The sequence below is a fragment of the Sphingomonas sp. IC-56 genome (assembly GCF_021043375.1).
In the GTDB taxonomy this organism is placed as follows: domain Bacteria; phylum Pseudomonadota; class Alphaproteobacteria; order Sphingomonadales; family Sphingomonadaceae; genus Sphingomonas.
This window is the reverse complement of sequence record NZ_JAJNDV010000006.1, coordinates 211,987-229,704: the sequence shown is the minus strand read 5'-3', so window position 1 is coordinate 229,704 and position 17,718 is coordinate 211,987. Positions and strand designations below refer to the sequence as shown.

Annotated in this window: 16 protein-coding genes; 12 read left to right on the top strand and 4 right to left on the bottom strand. The window is 62.7% G+C overall.

Translation table 11 applies throughout. The features are described from left to right. Nucleotides 1-167: 167 nt before the first annotated feature. Nucleotides 168-752 (bottom strand): helix-turn-helix transcriptional regulator, encoded by a 585-nt coding sequence (locus tag LQ953_RS10475; RefSeq protein ID WP_231030783.1) that lies wholly within the window; start codon nt 750-752, stop codon nt 168-170. A gap of 300 nt (nt 753-1,052) precedes the next feature. On the opposite strand from LQ953_RS10475, the gene LQ953_RS10470 reads away from it, so the two are divergent. The 9 genes from LQ953_RS10470 (at nt 1,053) to LQ953_RS10430 (ending at nt 9,895) form a co-directional block, all read left to right on the top strand. Further along, on the top strand, nt 1,053-1,643 hold the full coding sequence (locus LQ953_RS10470; RefSeq protein WP_231030781.1) for a curli assembly protein CsgF: 591 nt from the start codon (nt 1,053-1,055) through the stop codon (nt 1,641-1,643). Between the two features lie 24 nt (nt 1,644-1,667). Next, nucleotides 1,668-2,870, top strand: a complete 1,203-nt coding sequence (locus LQ953_RS10465; RefSeq protein ID WP_231030780.1) for a CsgG/HfaB family protein — start codon at nt 1,668-1,670, stop codon at nt 2,868-2,870. Between the two features lie 133 nt (nt 2,871-3,003). Next, nucleotides 3,004-4,080, top strand: a complete 1,077-nt coding sequence (locus LQ953_RS10460) for a hypothetical protein (protein WP_231030778.1) — start codon at nt 3,004-3,006, stop codon at nt 4,078-4,080. 168 nt (nt 4,081-4,248) lie between these two features. Further along, nucleotides 4,249-5,343, top strand: a complete 1,095-nt coding sequence (locus tag LQ953_RS10455; protein ID WP_231030776.1) for a hypothetical protein — start codon at nt 4,249-4,251, stop codon at nt 5,341-5,343. Nucleotides 5,344-5,470: 127 nt separating this feature from the next. Further along, the gene (locus LQ953_RS10450) at nt 5,471-6,292 is read left to right on the top strand and encodes a hypothetical protein (protein WP_231030774.1); all 822 of its coding nucleotides are present in this window, start codon (nt 5,471-5,473) and stop codon (nt 6,290-6,292) included. A 44-nt stretch (nt 6,293-6,336) separates the two neighbouring features. Beyond that, nucleotides 6,337-7,650 carry a hypothetical protein gene (locus tag LQ953_RS10445; protein ID WP_231030772.1) on the top strand — a complete coding sequence of 438 codons (1,314 nt, stop codon included), beginning with the start codon at nt 6,337-6,339 and terminating at the stop codon, nt 7,648-7,650. A 5-nt stretch (nt 7,651-7,655) separates the two neighbouring features. Next, the gene (locus tag LQ953_RS10440) at nt 7,656-8,282 is read left to right on the top strand and encodes a hypothetical protein (protein ID WP_231030769.1); all 627 of its coding nucleotides are present in this window, start codon (nt 7,656-7,658) and stop codon (nt 8,280-8,282) included. Between the two features lie 92 nt (nt 8,283-8,374). Continuing rightward, nucleotides 8,375-9,097 carry a hypothetical protein gene (locus tag LQ953_RS10435; protein WP_231030767.1) on the top strand — a complete coding sequence of 241 codons (723 nt, stop codon included), beginning with the start codon at nt 8,375-8,377 and terminating at the stop codon, nt 9,095-9,097. 477 nt (nt 9,098-9,574) lie between these two features. Continuing rightward, a complete protein-coding gene (locus LQ953_RS10430) occupies nt 9,575-9,895 on the top strand; it encodes a hypothetical protein (protein ID WP_231030766.1) in 321 nt (106 codons plus the stop codon). Nucleotides 9,896-10,429: 534 nt separating this feature from the next. On the opposite strand, the gene LQ953_RS10425 is transcribed toward LQ953_RS10430, so the two are convergent. The 3 genes from LQ953_RS10425 to LQ953_RS10415 all read right to left on the bottom strand — a co-directional run bounded on the left by LQ953_RS10425 (nt 10,430) and on the right by LQ953_RS10415 (nt 14,064). After that, nucleotides 10,430-10,840, bottom strand: a complete 411-nt coding sequence (locus LQ953_RS10425) for a hypothetical protein (protein WP_330999408.1) — start codon at nt 10,838-10,840, stop codon at nt 10,430-10,432. 307 nt (nt 10,841-11,147) lie between these two features. Beyond that, nucleotides 11,148-12,467, bottom strand: coding sequence for a serine hydrolase domain-containing protein (locus LQ953_RS10420; RefSeq protein ID WP_231030762.1), 1,320 nt, complete (start codon nt 12,465-12,467; stop codon nt 11,148-11,150). Nucleotides 12,468-12,504: 37 nt separating this feature from the next. Then, entirely contained in the window at nt 12,505-14,064 is a 1,560-nt protein-coding gene (locus LQ953_RS10415; protein WP_330999412.1) for an alginate export family protein, read from the bottom strand. Between the two features lie 659 nt (nt 14,065-14,723). Between LQ953_RS10415 and LQ953_RS10410 the strand changes: the two genes are divergently transcribed. The 3 genes from LQ953_RS10410 to LQ953_RS10400 all read left to right on the top strand — a co-directional run bounded on the left by LQ953_RS10410 (nt 14,724) and on the right by LQ953_RS10400 (nt 17,529). Continuing rightward, nucleotides 14,724-15,041 (top strand): spore coat protein U domain-containing protein, encoded by a 318-nt coding sequence (locus LQ953_RS10410; RefSeq protein ID WP_231030858.1) that lies wholly within the window; start codon nt 14,724-14,726, stop codon nt 15,039-15,041. A 104-nt stretch (nt 15,042-15,145) separates the two neighbouring features. Continuing rightward, nucleotides 15,146-16,159: an alcohol dehydrogenase AdhP gene (adhP, locus tag LQ953_RS10405; protein WP_443026566.1), complete on the top strand. Its 1,014-nt coding sequence runs from the start codon at nt 15,146-15,148 to the stop codon at nt 16,157-16,159. A 101-nt stretch (nt 16,160-16,260) separates the two neighbouring features. Beyond that, on the top strand, nt 16,261-17,529 hold the full coding sequence (locus LQ953_RS10400) for a glycoside hydrolase family 130 protein (RefSeq protein WP_231030756.1): 1,269 nt from the start codon (nt 16,261-16,263) through the stop codon (nt 17,527-17,529). Nucleotides 17,530-17,718 lie beyond the last annotated feature (189 nt).

Sequence of the window (17,718 nt, the reverse complement as noted above, 5' to 3'; positions counted from 1 at the left end):
CGTTTATGTGGCGGAGCGGCGGGCTGGAGTCCTGTCCACGATATACCCCGTCTTCGATCACAAGGCGTGTGGCGATGTAATGCCTTTGGAGCGGTCAGCTGCGTTGTGACCGCCCGGCTAAGAGGAAACCGCGCGGCGAATGAGTTCGCCGCCGGCCGCGTCCTTGTTTACAGCCGAAAAGGCTGCAGCCGCTTGAAGAGCGCCTCTCGCGAGGTCACGTTCAGCTTTCGATAAATATTGCGAATATGGCTCCGCGTCGTCGCCATGGAGACGTTCAGCTTCTGGGTGATGTCCTCGGCCGTATCGCCGCTCAGCAGATGGTTCACCACCTGATGCTCTGTTCCCGTCAGCTTGAATGCCACTCCCACATCCATGTAGCGGCCTAGGAAATCTGCCGAGTCTTCGTAGAAGATGAGGCCGACCATAGGGAGTCCGTCAGCCTCGTCGATCAGGCGACCGCGCAGCACCATGTGCGCCCGGCTGGTCTCATCGGCCAGGAAAAAGCCACGGATGTGATCGTCACACTCGGAGACGAACCGCGTCAGCAAAGGAGTCCTCGTCGACTCGGCACAGACGAGCATGCCATTGTGGATCACAAGACCCGTTCGCGCTGCGAGCATATTCCGCGCGGCAGCATTCGCCCATATCAGCCGACATGTCTTCGACACGATGGCACGCGGAAGATGATCGGTGTCGATCCATCTTTCGAGCGCGCGGCCATATGTCTGCTCGTACTCGCCCCCCCCGATCATCCAGCCCCTGCTCACTTCATTATTAGTTGCGGTCTAGCACCGCCGTGCCCCCACGATAGCGTCTATGCCTAAAGACGTTATCCTAACGCAACAAACTCATGTACCATAATATAACAAGGGTTGAGTTTTGTAATGCCGTCGTGAAATACTAGGCGGTAAAAGTGTGCCGATTTGCAACTTTTAATCAATGTTGATGATAGCCCAATTCTCCGAATCGGTTTACGGAAATTTAACCGGCGGGTCGGCCCGCTGAGTTATAAAGGCGCCTTGGGGGGCGGCCGCGTAAACGGGGGAAAGTAGATGCGACGCTTTTTGCGTGTCGGCATGGTCGGGTTCGGGTTGTTCGGAATGAGCAATGCCGCTTCCGCACAAGAAATCGTGCAGCGTTTTGTTAATCCTGGATTTGGCGGCAATCCGTTCAACTCGGATTATCTGCTGGGAACAGCGACGCCGCAGCGTCCCGAACGTAAGACCGAAGGTTCCGCAGCCGAGGAACTGACGGAGGCGCAACTCTTCGCCCGCCAGATCCAGAGCCGTCTTCTTTCGGCACTGTCGTCGAGCTTGGTTGAGGCGATCACCGGGTCGCAACCAGGCACGTCGGGCGAGTTCATCGTTGGCGATCAGACGATCGGGTTCGAGCGTACGCTCACTGAAATCCGACTGACGATCCGCGACAACACCACCGGCGAAGTCACCACGATCGCGGTGCCGACGCTCAACTTCAACAACAATGCCGGTGGCGCTAGCGCCGCGGCGCCGGGGGGGCAGCCTGGCCGGTCGGCGGAATCGCTGATCGCCGGCATGTCGGCTCCGGGAACGGGCGCGTCGTTCGACACGCCATTGACGGGAAAAACCGGGTCGCTTGAGACGCCACTGACCGGCGGCTTCTAAGCGCACTTTCGGGGGGGATTACTGATGGGTATGTTCAAGAACGCCATTCTGGCGGGTGTGGGCGCGTGTGCGCTTACCGGCTGCACGGCGCCGAAGATGACGGAGGCCTTTAGCGGCCCGGCCACCCTGGCACGCGTCACGGAGGTCCAGCGCGACCTCATCTATCTGCCGCCACCGCCCGCTCCGGTCGCGATCGCCGTCTATGGCTTCAACGACCAGACCGGCCAGCTCAAGCCCTCGGAGAACCTGCAGAGCCTGTCACGTGCGGTGACGCAGGGTGCCACTTCGATGCTCGTCCAGGCGCTGCGCGACGCCGGCAACGGCAACTGGTTTACCGTGGTGGAGCGCGAGCGGCTCGACAACATCCTCAAGGAACGCCAGATCATCCGCGAGATGCGCGGCCGCTATCTGGGCGAGGAGCAGACGCCCACCAGCGTGCTTCCCTCGCTCCTGTTCGCCGGCATCCTGCTGGAAGGCGGCATCATCGGCTACGACACCAATGTCGAGACCGGTGGCATCGGCGCCCGCATGCTGGCGATCGGCAGCTCAGCCCAATATCGCACCAACACGGTCACGGTGTATCTCCGCGCGATCAGCGTGAAGACCGGTGAAGTCCTGTCGAACGTCGTGACTCACAAGACTGTCGCGTCGGTGGCGCTCAACTCGAACGTCTTCAAGTTCGTGACGTTTGACGAGCTGCTCGAGTTCGAAGCGGGCGTATCGTCGAACGAGCCCACGACCATCGCCGTGCAGGCCGCGATCGAAAAGGCGGTGTACGCCCTGGTCATGGAAGGCGCCAAGCCCGGCCAGCGCCAGCTTTGGAACTTCAACGACAAGACCGCCGGCGAATTGCTGCTCGCCAAGTACTCGGACGAAAAGCGCCGGATCATGGCGGCCACCTATGCCAAGCATGATGGGCCCCATGGCGGCGCGCTTCCTGCCTATGATCCCAAGGGCAAAGGAGCAAAGCGCCGAGCACAGGCAAGCAAGCGGGCTTCGGGGACGCCGAAGCCGGCCGTACCTGTGAGCACGTCGCAAATGGCGCCGATGCCCGCGCAGAATGCGCCGGTGCAGCAGGTCGCCGCACGGCCTGCGCCTACCCTGCCGATCAAGCCGCAGCGGCCCCAGGCTGCTCCGGTTCCAGCTTCAGGCGCTGCCACCAGCACCGCCAAACCAGCTTCCGCGCCGGCGCTTGTGCCCGCGCGGTCAACCAACTCGCCCAATTAGGGGCGAGCAGAACGACGGACGTGCCCCACTCAGTGGCCAAACCTAGAGGGACACGCCCGCCGACCCCAGCGGCTTTGACGCCGCCGAACCAAGCACTGATCCAGCATCAGTGTGATCGGAGAAGAACGCAATGATGAAGTCTCTTCTGCTCGGCGCCTCGGCGCTAGCATTTTCCGCTACGGCAGCCAACGCCCAGGTTGTTGCGCCGCTTCCTGCAAATCCTGCCGAAGCCTCGGTCAAGGAGAACAACACCACTCCGGTGACCGAGGCGGGCAAGGCCACGCTCGGTACTGCCCTCAACGCACGGGATCGTAACGCCTCCAACTCGTTCGGCACCTGGGAAGGCGCCGCTGGCTCGAAGGTCATCAGCACCGTCGCAGCCGGGTCGCTCGCGCTCAAAGAGACCGGCAACAAGTCGGTTGTTGATCAAGACGGAGACTACAACAACGCCGACGTGAACCAGCAGGACGGCTGGAAGGGTTGGGCCGTCGTAAAGCAGGACGGTGACTACAACAACGCCGCCATTGATCAGGAAGATGCGAAGTCCGGTGCGGTTGGCGCCTCAACCATGAACGCGGCCTTCATCCAGCAGGTCGGCGGCGCGCAGGCGACTAAACAGAGCGCCAAGGTTTATCAGTCGGGTTCCAACCTGACTACCGCTGTGCTGCAGGGCGGGTTCGTTGGCGATGCCGGCGGGAGCAACACCGCAGTGGTCGATCAGAAGGGCACCCGCAACGACGTCTTCATCGCGCAGGGCGTCGGCTCGTCGGCGACGAACCAGAACAACTATGCATATGTCGAGCAGGTCTTCCCCCCGGTGAACCACAATGTCGACAACCGCGTCGGCATTCAGCAGGAAGCCAATGGCGACGCTCGCGTGTACCAGCAGGGTTCGAGCACGTCCGGCGCGTACATCGTCCAGGGCAAGGGCTCTGATCTGGACAGCAAGATCGTGCAGGGCGGCTACCTGAACTATGCCTACACCTATCAGGAAGTTGGTGCGCTCGGCACGGCCGAATCGTTCATCAAGCAGTACGGCGGCGGCAACGAGGCTTTCGTGAACCAGTCAGGAACGCTGACCGACGGAACCTCAGTGGCATACCAGATCGGAGATAATAACAGCCTGCTGGTCCAGCAGACCGCAGCACCGGTATCGGTCTCGCACATCTCGCAGAACGGCAACTTCAACGTCTCGACGGTGCGTCAGTAACCGCTGCTTCGGGAGCGATGCACGCGTCGCTCCCGTCCGGCACAACCACAGATCGCAGCCGAGTCCCTGGAACATCTGAGGGGCTGCGTTTCCAGCTGCACGCACGTGGTTCAGCCAAAACTTAGCCCCTCAATACCAGGGGCAACCTACCAAATAGGGGAAACTACAATGATCAAGTATCTGATCGGCGCTTCGGCGCTGGCTGTCACTGCAACCGCTGCTCAAGCCCAAGTTGGCCCGACCGCGAACCCCGACAGCGTCTCGGAAGTTAGCGTCAAGAAGACGGCTAGCGCACCGGTGTCCAGCTCGTTCCGCAGCAGCGTGAACGACGGCGACAAAGCCGCAACTGCCGCCACCGTCACCGGCGCTGACGCTGTGATCAACAGCGTCAGCGGCACCAACCTCCCTACCCTGAACGCAACCGGCAACAAGTCGGTCGTCGATCAGGACGGCAACGAGAACGACGCTTTTGTCGATCAGCAGGGCGGCACGCGCGGCTGGTCGGTTATCAAGCAGAACGGCAGTGAGAACGTGGCCGACGTCGATCAGGACAACGGCACCGCCAACAGCCTGAACACGCACAACGCCGCTTTCGTTCAGCAGATCGGTAGCGAGCAGACGGCTCAAATCAACCAGGCTCGCGACGGCTCGGGCACCGTTGCTATGAACCGTGCAACGATCCAGCAGGGTGGCTTCACGACCCAAGTTCTCGGGCCTCTCACTTCGACGCCTAGCGGCTTCAATAATGAAGCGCGTATCGATCAGACCGGCAACGGCAATAGCGCAAACATCGCTCAAGGCGTCGGCGCAATCGTCGTAGGCGGTAGCAACGACGCGTTCATTGAGCAGGTTCGCCTGACCATCAACGGCGTTAACTCGGAGAATAAGGCGACAGTTCAGCAACGCTTCAATGGAGATGCCGCCATCTTCCAGCGCGGCGCAGTCAACTCGCAGGCTGTGATCGTTCAGGGCCTCGGCCTGGCCGGTCGTATCGATAGCGACATCGTTCAAACGGGTAACGGCAACCTCGCGGCCAACTATCAGAATGTCGAGCTAGGCAGCGCCGACTCGTTCATCAAGCAGAACGGCAACAACAACGAAGCATTTGTTAATCAGTCGGGCACGGCTTATGGCAACCGTGTCTCGGAATTGTTCCAGACCGGCAACGACAACTTCGCTCAGGTCCAGCAGACGGTCGCTCCCGACTCGCTCTCGCTGGTTTCGCAGAACGGGAACAACAACGTCGCTATCGTGAAGCAGTAAGCTTTGACTGTGTGGGGCGGCTCCGGCCGCCCCACCTTTCTCGGCCGGCAAAGCCGGTTCCTTCGCCTGGGTATCAAGCGAGCCGCACATAGGCGGTAACAGTTTTCCTCTGTCACGGGACAGTTCAATGAAGCGCATCAAGCACATCGCCGGGATCGCAGCGCTCGCCGGAGCCGCTCTCCTTGCACCTTCGATGACGCACGCACAGTCCGCGCCGGATTGTGCCAACAGCGCCGCGTGCATTGTCCAGGTCGGCAACAACAATCGCGCGACGATCGATCAAGTCGGCGCCGTGGACAGCAGCGCGCTGGTGCGGATCGACGGCAACCGCAACGGCGCCGGTACGATCGAGGGCCGCGACAGCGGCATGCTGACGTCGTCGACGAACAGCCGCTTGCGCGTCCGCGGCTTCAGCAGCGATCGCCTGGAATCGGGCCTTGTGTCGCAGCGCGGACGCAACAACGACGCGGTGGTAACAGTCGCCGGCAACAACAACGGCTTCCACATCGCCCAAGACGGCAACAGCAACCAGGCGGTGCAGGCGATCGGCGGAAATCGAAACGCGGCCGCCGCGATCCAGTCGGGCAACCGCAATGAACTGAGCCAAGTTCAACTCGGCACCGACAATTTCGCCTATGCCCGTCAGACCGGGAACAACAACACGGCGGTGCAGACTCAGCTGGGAAGCGCCGAGTCGGCGCTCCTCGGCTACAATGCCGGCGCGATTGCCGCGCGCAACGGCACCGGCACGAACAACTCGATCCTGCTGGAGCAGAATGGCGGCGGCAACACTGCCGCGCTCGCTCAGGTGGGCAGCGATCACATGATTGCGCTGCGTCAGGGTGGCGACGTCACTGCGTCGATTACGCAGCTCGGCGCCAACCGCAGCATCGCCATCGATCAGACCCGCGGGGCGCCGCCGGTGGTTGTGGTACAGGCTGGCCGCTGAGCGCAGGCTGATTTGCGCGCACGCACGATAAGGGAGCAGAGCGTATGAAGCCTGTCATCGCAGCGATCCTGGTGTCGGCTACGCTGCCGACGTGCCTGGCCCTGCCTGCGTTCGCCCAGACAGCGCGGCCGGACGGTCAGGGGCCGAACGGCTCGGCCACGATCATCGACATCATCGTCGTCGACCAGCCAACGGTGGTGGTGGACGAAGGTGTGCTCGAACAAGGCATGCGCCGTTCCAGCAGCTTCGATCCGGCGAAGCAGGACAGTGCAAGCCGCAACGTTACAAAGGGCATGGTTGCGCGCGAGGGCTTTCGACTCCAGGCTCGCGCCATTGTCGAGGAGACGCTCGGCCTGGACGCAGTGCCACAGCTCCAATTCACCGCGCCCGGTAACAAGGCTGCCGCCGAGCAGGATGGTACCCGCAACGCCGCTCGGATCAATCAGTCGCGTGGGTCAGCGGGCTGGGCGGTCGGCAACCAGTTGGGCGAGGACAACCGCATCGACATCGAGCAGGCCGATGCTGCGCGCCCCGGCCAGTATTCGCGTAACCGCGCCTATGTGGGCCAAGTGTCGTTCGGCACGGCGTCCGGCCGGCCCGAATACCGGCAGACCGCGATCATCAATCAGGTTCATCGGGTCGTTCGGCGCGACGTCACGCCGAACAATGCCGCGATCCAGCAGGGCGGCATCCGCGGGCCGCAGGCCGGCAACGAGGTCGCGACGCTCCAGGCCATTGGCGAAAACAATGTCGCGCAGATCAAGCAGAACGGGTCGGGCAACGACGGGCTGATCCAGCAGGGCGCAGAGGATGCGCGGCTCTTCTCGGTCGAATATGGCGACACGGTGGGGCGCAACAACCGCGCGATCCTGATGCAGGTGGGCCTGGGCAATCGGGCCGTGACCTCGCAGGAGGACGACAGCGACGCGATCACACATCAGACCGGTGACGACAACCAGGCGTTCGTCCACCAGGACGGCGATGTCGACAATGCCGCGCAGTTCAGTGAAATCCAGCAGGGCACGTTGGAAAAACCCGGCAACGGCAACTTCGCCGCCGTGCTCCAGCGCGGTCTCGGCCAGCAGTCGCGCATCTATCAGCGTAACAACGACAATACCGCGTTTGTCGAACAGAGCGAAACCGCGCTCTACGCCCGTTCCGAGATCAGCCAATCGGGATCGAGCAACTTCGCGACGGTGCTGCAGGACAATCCTGGCGCGTACACCTCTGATGGCGTATTCAGTGCGGTGTCGCAGGCGGGACAAGGCAATCAATCCTGGACCATCCAGCGGACCGACAGCAGCCGGAGCTTCACCAACCAAGCCGGGCAAGCCAATCTTTCGCGGGTGCAGCAGTGATGATAATGAGTGCGGCGACGATCCTGCTACTGGCTTCGGCACTCGCCATTGCGCAGGACGTGCCGCAGATCAGTGCGCCACCGACCGCCGGCATTGAGCAAATCGCCGCCGGCACCCGTCCGGTTGTGCAGCAAGTCACGCCTGAACGTACATCACCTCAGCTGCGCCAGGTGACCCGACCCGATCAGTCGCGTACCGCTACTGGCCAGCTCTCGGCGCGTGACCGCAATCCTCGGCTAGCCGCCATCCCGCAGGCCATGGTCGACGCGTGCGACGAGGCTGCGCGTAGCAAGCGCCCGGCGCCGGAAGGCGTGGATTGCGCGTCAGTGCTCGAGGCGATTGTTCAGCCCGCGCCCCGCCGCTCGGCGGAGGAAGTGCTGCTGCTCGGCGGCTCGGAGGATGGAGATCCGACCCGGCTCGCGGCCCAGCCGCTGCTGGTGCCGAACGCCGATCAGGTCGCCGAACAGCTCCGCAACGGCGATGTCAGCAATGCCCCCATCGCGCAGGCAGTCGGCAATGCCTTCCAGGCCCCCAACGGCGCGTCGCCGGGTGGCGCGGGCGCGCCGCCCCCGACGATCATTCCGGGCGGCTCGGGTGGCGTGGTCGTCCCACCAGGCGCCGTGAACCCGTAAAATGCCGAAGCGCGCGCAAACGCTAAGTTAAACATTTGTGCCCTACTTCCACAGCGACAGACACATGTTGGTCGCAATGGGAAGAACGGGACATGAAGACTGCTGGCCTACGCGCGCTTTACCTCACGGCTTCGGCGCTGATCACCGCGTCTGTCCCCGGCAGCGCGATGGCTAGTGGCGAGGACGTTGTGATGGAGCAGATCACGCCGGTCGGCGCGGCATTCTCCACGAGGCTCGATCTGCCTCGCGCTTCGATCTCGCTCGATGTCGGCCAGGTCGCTACCCGCTACAACAGCTTCGGACTGGTCAGTGCGTTCGCCGACACGGTCTCGCTTCAGGTTGATCACATTGCGCTTGCATCGGGCTATGTCAGCCACCGCATCGACAATTTGAGCAATGTCGCACAGGTCGTCCAGATGGCGCAGGTTCCTGCTGCCGCATCCGACAGCGGTGCGCCGATTGAACTGGCGCTGTTCGGTTCTCAGCTGAACCTGGGCGGCTTCACGGGCGTTTATGGCGTGGCCGACAACGTCGCCGAGCAGGTCCAGAGCGGCACTGCCAACTTCGTCCGCGCAATGCAGTTCGGCACCAGGAACGCTGCGCGCCAGGTTCAGGATGGCTCGCAACTCGCCTCGGCCATCATTCAGGCTGGGCAGAACAATCGCGCTGAAACGCTGCAGACCGGCCTGCTGAACCAGGCTGCGATCTTGCAATCTGGTCGTGATAATCTCGCCGCGATTGATCAGCGCGGAAGCAATGGCTTTGCGGTCGTCTCCCAAACGGGTGTCGGCAATGTCGCGTTGGTCCGCCAGTAGGCGCCCGATACTCCCCGATGAATAGCCAACGGGTGCGATGAAGGTCGGACGTCGGCAAAGAACAGCTTTGCGCGGCTGTCAGCAAACACTGCGGCGGAGCAGGGGGGCGATCCAAGCTGTTCGAGCGCAGGCTCCAGATCTCCTCAGTAGTCGATAATTCAGATGAACGGGTATCGGGGATCGGTGAGCAGCTCAGCTGTGCTGAACGTCCGCAACTGCGTCTTTAGCGTCTCGGCTACTTAGCTGAGGAGAGCCGGCCTCCTAGCCGCTAAGCGGCGTCTGAAGCAGCGACTGCTACTAGGGGGCGCCATCGCGAATGCCCGGTTGTCGGTCAGCATGGACGCGCTCTGTCCCGAAAGTCTGCCAGTCTGAGCTAGAGCCTAACCTCGTCAGTAACCTGACCTGAGGCAAGCTGTGCATGGGCCGGCGACCCCGAACCCTGTGCCTTGGCAGTGTTGGCCTGCTAGAGTTATCCATATGTCAAACTCCCGACCCAGTGCAGGCGCCGTCAATGTCGATGGCGTCACTTACGACTGGCACCTCCAGCGCGAACCGCATCTGTCGGATGACGAGGGTTGGAAGGGAATGACGGTTTCCCTTCTCCAGCGGGATGCCAAGCGCGAAGCGTTGCTTGAATTTCCGCCGCCCAAGCGGCTATTGAAGGGGTTGCCGCACGGTCGTCTCCAACTCGACGACGCGACGATTTCAAGGTGCGTGCGTGCCGCTTTATCGGCCGGCTGGGAGCCGATGTCGCGCGGCAAGCCGGTGGTGTTCACGGTCGATGCCGAAGGCAATTGAGGCTCCCGACGCGGAGGGGGGTCGAGATCGGCGTGGACACAGTTACGCTGAACTGAAAGCTGAACGTACGTCCGAGGATGAGCCTGAGCGACAACGCACGGGAATCGCAACAACTTGTCCGGATGTGACGGCAGCGGACCACAAGGACGACGTCGCCATTCGCGTTGTGGGCGGGGGCACGATCACGAGATGAGGCGGAAAGCAGTCTTTTGTTCACAGCGCCCCGCGACTTCCGCAAGCCGTGGCTCACTTGCCTTATGTGGTGGCCGGACGATGTGATCCTCGGCGCCGGAGGAAAGGCAGTACTGGTTTCGGCATTAGAAGTCTGCCTTCATTCCGAGAGCAGTCGGAGGGCCTGCAGTGATCGTTCGTCGCATAGCTCTGAGTTCCTCCGAGGTGCAGCGGAGGAACTGCTCGTCAACACGGAAGTGCAAACGAACGATGTCGGCTTGAACCGCTTCGCGTGGGACCGGCACAGGCGCTGTCGCAAGTGAGCCCGGCGATTGCTCGCCGAGCTCCACCAACAGCCGGCGCTCAGCGGCAGACCACCTGACCTTTGTCGATCGCGCGACCTAGCGCAGCGCCTGCCCCAAGGCCGATCAGCGCGCCCAAGGTGTCCGAACCGCCGTTCGCCAGCAGCCCGCCGATCAAGCTTCCGGTGAGGCTGCCGACGATCAGCCCCGTCGTCCCGTCGCTGCGCCGGCAATAATAGCGCCCGTTAGATCCGCGATAGATGCGATCACCCCGTCCAAGGCGGCGGGGCCGATAATAGCGGCCATCACGATAAAATTGATCGGCATAATACCATGATTGACCGGGTGGCGGTCGATTATAGTTCCAGCGGTGCCATTGGTTCCAGTTCCTGGACCAGCTTGGCGGTGGCGGGGGAGGCGGCCGCGTCGAGGTGGGCCGCCTCCAGCCCGTCCCGCTGGGTGGGCGGCCCACGCCAGCGTTTGGCGGCCGCGCCGGTGGGCGCGCCTGGGGCGGCCGGTTCACATTAGGGCTGGGCGGGCGACCGAGTCCTGGACGCGGCGGACTTGCCTGAGTGCCGCCCGGCCTACCCGGTCCACCAGGCGGCGACCCGGAAGGGTTCTGCGCCATCAACGGCGCGGTGGTGAAGGTTATCGCGACTAGTGCGGCAGGGGCGAACATACGCATATTCTTCTCCCGTCTTGCGTGCGGAAGAACATCAGGGTTCTTGTCGTCTTCGCCAATACGGCAACTTACCTATCATCTTTATGTAAGGTGGCGATCACTTCGATTTTAAGTAAGCCGACACCGCGCGATATGCCGGCAGGGAGGTCGGATCGTTGAGGGAGTTCGCCGCGTTGGGCATCGAAGCGAACCGCACGAGGACCATGTCCGAGCCCCAGTCCACATAGATGGTCTGACCATAGACACCGCGCGCGGCCACCACTCGGTTGGCGCCCGGATAGATCCACCACAAGCCGGTATAGCTGCCGCCGATCAGCGCCTGATATTCGGTTCCGAACTTCTTCGGATCACCCCCAGCGCGAAGCTGCTGCACTGCCTTGGCTGGGAAGAGCCGCTTCCCGTTTATCACGCCCTCGTTGAGGACCAGCAGCCCAATCCGGCCCACGTCGCGCAAGCTCGCGCTAAGCCCCCCGCCGGCAAATGCCGTTCCGAGAGAATCCACCGTCATATAGGCGTCCTGCTCGGCGCCCATTGGCCGCCACAGCCGCTCGGAGGCCAGCTCGGGGATCGACTTGTTACTGACCCGCGACACAAGCCATCCCACCATGTCGGCATTCGGTGTCCTGTAGTGAAAGGCGTCGCCGTTGCGCCCTTGCGCCTGGATCTGCTCCAGGAACTCATAATAGCCGACCGGCCCCGTGTACCCGGTAGGCTTTGGCAATGGGCTGGCCGCGGTGGAATATTTCCACACGCCGGCATTGGGGTCGCTGTAATCCTCCGAATAGTCGAGCCCGGTTGTCATATCCATCACTTCCCGGACGGTTGCCGTGCCAAAGGCGCTGTTCGCCACTTCGGGAACATAGCGGGTGACGGGTGCGCTGGGATCCAGCTTGCCCTCTGCAACCATGATTTCCGCCAGCAATCCGGTCAGCGACTTCGTCATCGACATGGCGGCGTGCTTCCCGGCCTGATCAAGGCAGCCGGAGTAATGTTCATATACCACCCGCCCCTTGTGGATGATCAGCATGCCGTCGGTGTAATTCGCGGAAAGCGACTGTTTCCAGGTCATCGTCTGGCTGGAGTTCAGGGGAGTAAAGGTGAGCGCATCGATCTCGCGGGCGGTCCGCTCCAGCTCTGGCGCCGACAGATATCGAAGGGGAACCGCTGGCTCCAGGCCCCGGCTGATCTGGATCGTCGGCAGCAGCTGGCGGATGTGACAGACTGACCAGCGCAGCTTGGGAAAGCTGAAATAATCCGACTCCGGCTGCATGATGCGCTTGTCCCTGGGAGGCGGGAACCCCTGCATCCAGCCCATCACCCTCGGATCGGAGGCTTCCGCAGACAGCGGATTCTTCTGCAGGGCGCCAACCGTCGAGGGGGTCTCCTGCTGGTGGGCGGCCACGGTGGTGCCCAGCATCAACGCGAAGGTGGAGGCTGCGATCGGACGCGATGCCCTAATAATTGACCACGACATTGACGAATGCTCCTGTCCATGTGGGCGCCTTCCCAGGAAATGACGCCTTGATTCCGGCACCGGGGAAAGAAGCGCTGACCCCCGCGGTTAAAAAAACATGCTGGCTGAAGATGTGATTGTATTCGAGGAACAGATCATCGGAGAGATGATGCTTCGTCACCCCGGCGATCAAGTTGAACCCGCTGGGCGTCGAAATCAGGCGCGTTGCCTGTCCGAACTGTATCGGACTGGCGAGCTTGTCCGCCCGGATATGCGCATAGCGCAGGGTGAACGCGTCCTTCCTGGACGGCTGCACGGCGAGCGCCAACTCCATGGCCTGAAGGTTCGAGTTGATGAAGACCATCGACGACTTCGAGCCCGTCGCCCACGCCCCCGGCGATCCTTCGTAGTAAAGCGGGTCAAACCGCTCGAGCCGCGCCGTGGTCGGGTCGTCGCCGGAGAAGATCTTGAATGTGGAGGTAAGCGAAGGCCGCCACCCCGTTTCCGAGATTAGGTAACCGATCTGGGCGCGGGCGCCCCACGCCGACAGGTCGACGGGGTTGTTCCATTCATAGGCAAGGTCTCCGGTCGCAAACAGATTGCGGAGCGGGCCTTCGCTGGCGCTGGCGCGAAAATACAGGTTGACCACGTTCGTCTTGTCGCGGCCGTCCGGAATGATCGTCGGTGGTCCTAGACCCCCGGCGGCGGCGCGAGCGTAGGGAGAGTGGGAACGCAGGACGTTGATGTACGTGAAACCGAGATAATCCCCCGACTTGGCGTCGTACCTCATATCGAAGCCGGCCAGCTGATTGTCGCCATCGTTGGAGCGTAATTCCCTGGGCTGGACGAAGTAGCCCGTGAACGTCGCCTCCCCAGTAGTCATGCGCCCGATCACCGCCTGCTCCCAGGCCTTGCGCGGTCCGAACTTCAGCGCGCCGCGCTCGAAGCCGCTGACGCCGCCGTTCGCGATGAGCATGCCGGTGCCAAGCTTCAACTCACGTGGACCGGCTGAGAAGTCGTAATTGGCGGGACGATCGGTGGTGCGAAGGCCGAGATAACCTTCGTCCAGTGTGACAGCGCCCTCGTCGCGCGCGTCGAACGCGTCGGTGCCAAAGGTGCGCGACGCCACCCCGGAGAGCCGTCCATAAAGAACACGACCGCTCTCGAAGCGCTGATCGAAGGAAACGCCCGGCTTTGCATAGGCTTCCAGCCAGGTCTCATCGGAATTGAAGCCGGCGGTCGGCGCGTAGACCGATGCGAAGTTCCAGAACAGGTCCTCTTCGCTGACAAGGTTGAGGCCTCCCTGGAAGCTCCAGTGAACGGTCAATCCACCCTTGTCGTAGATGGTGGTGACATCCCGCTGGTTCGCGGATGTGGAGGGCCCCGACAGTTGCGCATCGCTCGCTGACGATGGGCCTCCTTCAGGCAGACTTCGCCTTGTGTCGCCGCCGGCGGTGCCACTCGGCGTTGCGCCTCCGCTTTGCTGAGCCGAGGCGGTCTGGCGACGTGGCGCTTGTTCGCGTACCCCTTCGACCTGAACCAGGGGAGGAGGTTCGGGCATGTCGAGCACGTTCGTTCTCCACTCGCGTGTCTGGCGTGGCGCCGCATCGACGACAGCAATCGCCTTCTGCGGCGCCGGCCGCCATCCGCGACACTAAGCCCGCCTCGCAATCTACGGCATAGGTAGATAAACTGACGCAGCTTCTGCAGTCCGGTGGCAGGCGTCTGGCGAGGTTCGGATGTCGAATGCCGACATTCGTCGCTTGGCGACAGATTGTTCGAAGTTGGCTGTGAGTAGGCGACGTGGAGTGTTCGTACCGTCGCGGTGAGGCACGCGCCTGCCAGCAAGGCATGCCCATCAATTCTATATCTGCATTTTTAGATTAGGCGCTATGGCGATGAATGACAGAGAAGTACCCCTAGGTACGTCTACGGATTGTTTCATCTATATCAAACAACCGACATTTAAAGCGAAATTGAACCGCGCATGATCGTCGTGGCCTCAGTTTTGTTAGGCGGGACTTTGTGATGTGCAGCCGGTGTGTTCTTTACTTCATCGGTGTCCCATGTTCCGGACATGCAGCTTCGCAGCCGATCACTACGGGTGAGCTGGAGACCAGCCTCCCCGGTGCCGGGCCGTGTGGGGTCTCGGGCTCCGCAACCGGGGCAATTGACACCGCGCTCCTCGATGCCGGCGCCGCATCGCTCCTGTTGAACGCAATGGATGCGGATCTCGGAACTTCGAGCGTTGACGTGTCTGAGGTCCATTGTAACCCCGCTGTCGCCTACGCGGTCGTATCCGACGTGGGTCAGAACGCGCCCGTAGTCGCCGACTGGGCGATGAAGCGCACCGGCGAGCTCGAACCTGTCGCCTGCCAGATCTATTCCGATGCCCGGCGCGCCAGGATGCTGACCAGCGTCGCCGGGACAGGAACCAGCACGCCATCGGCCAGTCGTATGTACGGCCGGGTGCCGCCCCAGGCCGCGCCCCAATTCGGCGCATACCGGGATGTGGTGACTGCCACGGTCGGCGTCTGAGGGAGAGATGTCGACCCGCGCTTGCTTGATGCTGCCGGATCACACGCCTCGTCTGGCCAACCGACCAAGCCCCTGCTGGAAGGAGAGTTAAGCCAATGAATTTGATGAAAGCAGCTGTCGCACGGAGTTTCGGAACGCCGTTGCAGATTCAGGAGTGTGCCATCCCCACACCTGGGCCGGACGATGTGTTGGTCAAGATCGAGGCAACTGGCGTCTGCCATACAGATCTCCATGCCGTCGATGGCGACTGGCCGGTCAAGCCGGTGATGCCCTTGATCCCCGGGCATGAGGGCGTCGGCTATGTCGCCGCGCTCGGTTCGCGGGTCGCCGGGATCAAGGAGGGCGATGCCGTCGGCATTCCGTGGCTCTATGATGCTTGCGGGCGCTGCGAATATTGCCAGACCGGATGGGAAACGCTGTGCGAGAGGCAGCACAACAGCGGTTATTCCGTAAACGGCACCTTTGCGGAATATGCGGTGGGCAGCGCGAAGTACGTCGGACTTCTTCCGCCCAAACCGGATTTCGACGCGCTCGCCCCGATTCTATGCGCCGGCGTCACCACCTACAAGGGCCTTAAGGAAACCGAGGCGAAGCCGGGAGAATGGGTCGTTGTTTCCGGAGTTGGCGGGCTGGGCCACGTAGCGCTCCAGTACGCCAAGGCCATGGGTCTGCACGTCGTGGCGATCGACGTCGCCGACGCAAAGCTGGAGCTTGCCCGGTCGCTCGGCGCCGATGTGGCCGTCGACGGATCGAGCGGTGATGCTGTGGCGCAGGTGATCGCGGCGACCGGGGGCGGCGCTCATGGCGTGCTCGTGACAGCGGTTTCCCCAATGGCCTTTTCCCAAGCGATCGCGTGCGCGCGGCGGCGCGGAACGGTTGCCCTGGTGGGCCTGCCGCCAGGGCACTTCCCGACGCCTATTTTCGATGTCGTGCTCAAGCGCATCTCCGTCCGGGGGTCGATCGTCGGCACGCGCCGGGATCTGGCCGAGGCGCTGGCGTTCGCCGCCGAGGGAAAGATCCGCACAACCATTTCGGTGGAGCCGCTGGAGTCGGTGAACGACGTGTTCGACCGGCTGCGGCGCGGCCAGGTGAACGGACGCATCGTGCTGCGGCCGTGACGCCGCCTTTTCGGACGGCGAACTAAGGGATCCATGACCCGATGTCCGGTGACGATGGCTATCCACTGCTGGGAAGTGCGAACCTAGCACTGCGTACGGAGTTGATCTTCCGCGGCGATCCTTCGCGCGTCGTGCTGCGTCCGTTCACGCCGGCGGATAATCCGTTTCCGACCGAGAACGCGCCCCGATCCCGCATCGGCGGGCTGGTGGCCAGAATCTGCGCACTGGACGCGGAAACGACCAGTCGTCGGCTTGCCGCGATCATGAAGCGGCTCGACCACCGGCATGACGATTGTGCGATGCTGCTTTCCAGGCGTTACCATGAGGCGATTGCGCCGCGTGGCGGTGCGGATACCCTGACCGATGATCAGATCAAGCTGATCGGAAGCTATCTTCTGGAAGAATATGCGGTCGAGGCGGCGGCGCTGTTCAACCCCAGTATCGTGGCGCACCACGATCAGGCGGGGGTAGCGGAAGGGGATTTGCGTGTCCTGCTTTCGCTACGCGCGGTAGGGGAGGGGCACGTGTCGTCGATCGTCTTCCGGGTGGGGACGGTCCATGCCGGCGGCAGCGTGGCGTTCGGGGCGCCGGCACCCCGGCTCATCTCGGGCAAGGCGACCTGGACACCCGGTGGAGGCGAAGGCGACGCAGCGGTCCGGCTGGATTTCGGTAAAGACCGCGATCTTTCGAGCCTGGTGCTGTTTCCGGTGGCGGAGCGTCACCGCAACGGCCTGGAGGATCTCAGGCTGACGCGGTTCACCGAGGACGACGGCGCGATTACCTATTTGGGCACCTATACCGGTGTCGGGCGCGAGCGGGTGCGGGAGGAACTCCTGCGGACCACCGACTTCCGAACATTCGATCTGATCGCGCTGCAGGGGCGATACGCGGGCGGCAAGGGGATGGCGCTCTTTCCACGGCGGATCGGCGGTTATTACGCCATGCTGGGGCGCCAAGATCACGAAAATATCTGGCTGCTGACTTCCAATGATCTCAACCGCTGGGACTCGGGCGAGGTGATCATCCGCCCGCGCTGGCCCTGGGAGTTCGTGCAATTGGGCACCTGCGGCCCCCCGATCGAACTCGAGGAGGGATGGCTGGTCATCACGCATGGGGTGGGCGCCATCCGCAGCTATTGCCTGGGCGCTTGCCTGCTGGACAAGGCCGATCCGACGAAACTCCTCGCGCGGACCCGCAATCCCATCGTCATGCCGGCCGAAGGCATGCGCGACGGATATGTTCCCAATGTCGTCTATAGCTGCGGCGCGCTTGTTCACGACGGTTGGCTGATCCTGCCCCATGGTGTGGCGGACAGCTATGTCACCGTGGCGAGCGTAAAGATCGCTGAACTGCTCCGCGCAATGGAGTGATGCTCGGTATGCGTACGGATGCCAGCGGCCGTGGCGACGGTTAATCTGCGGCAAGGAGCCTGAACACGATCGTCCGGCCTTCGCGGAGCGAAACCTGCGAGGGTTGTCGGGTCCGGACACGCAACTCCCCACGTGGCTCGGGCCCCGTAGAAGGGCTTGCCGGTAAACAAGCGGAGCGATCCACTCGCC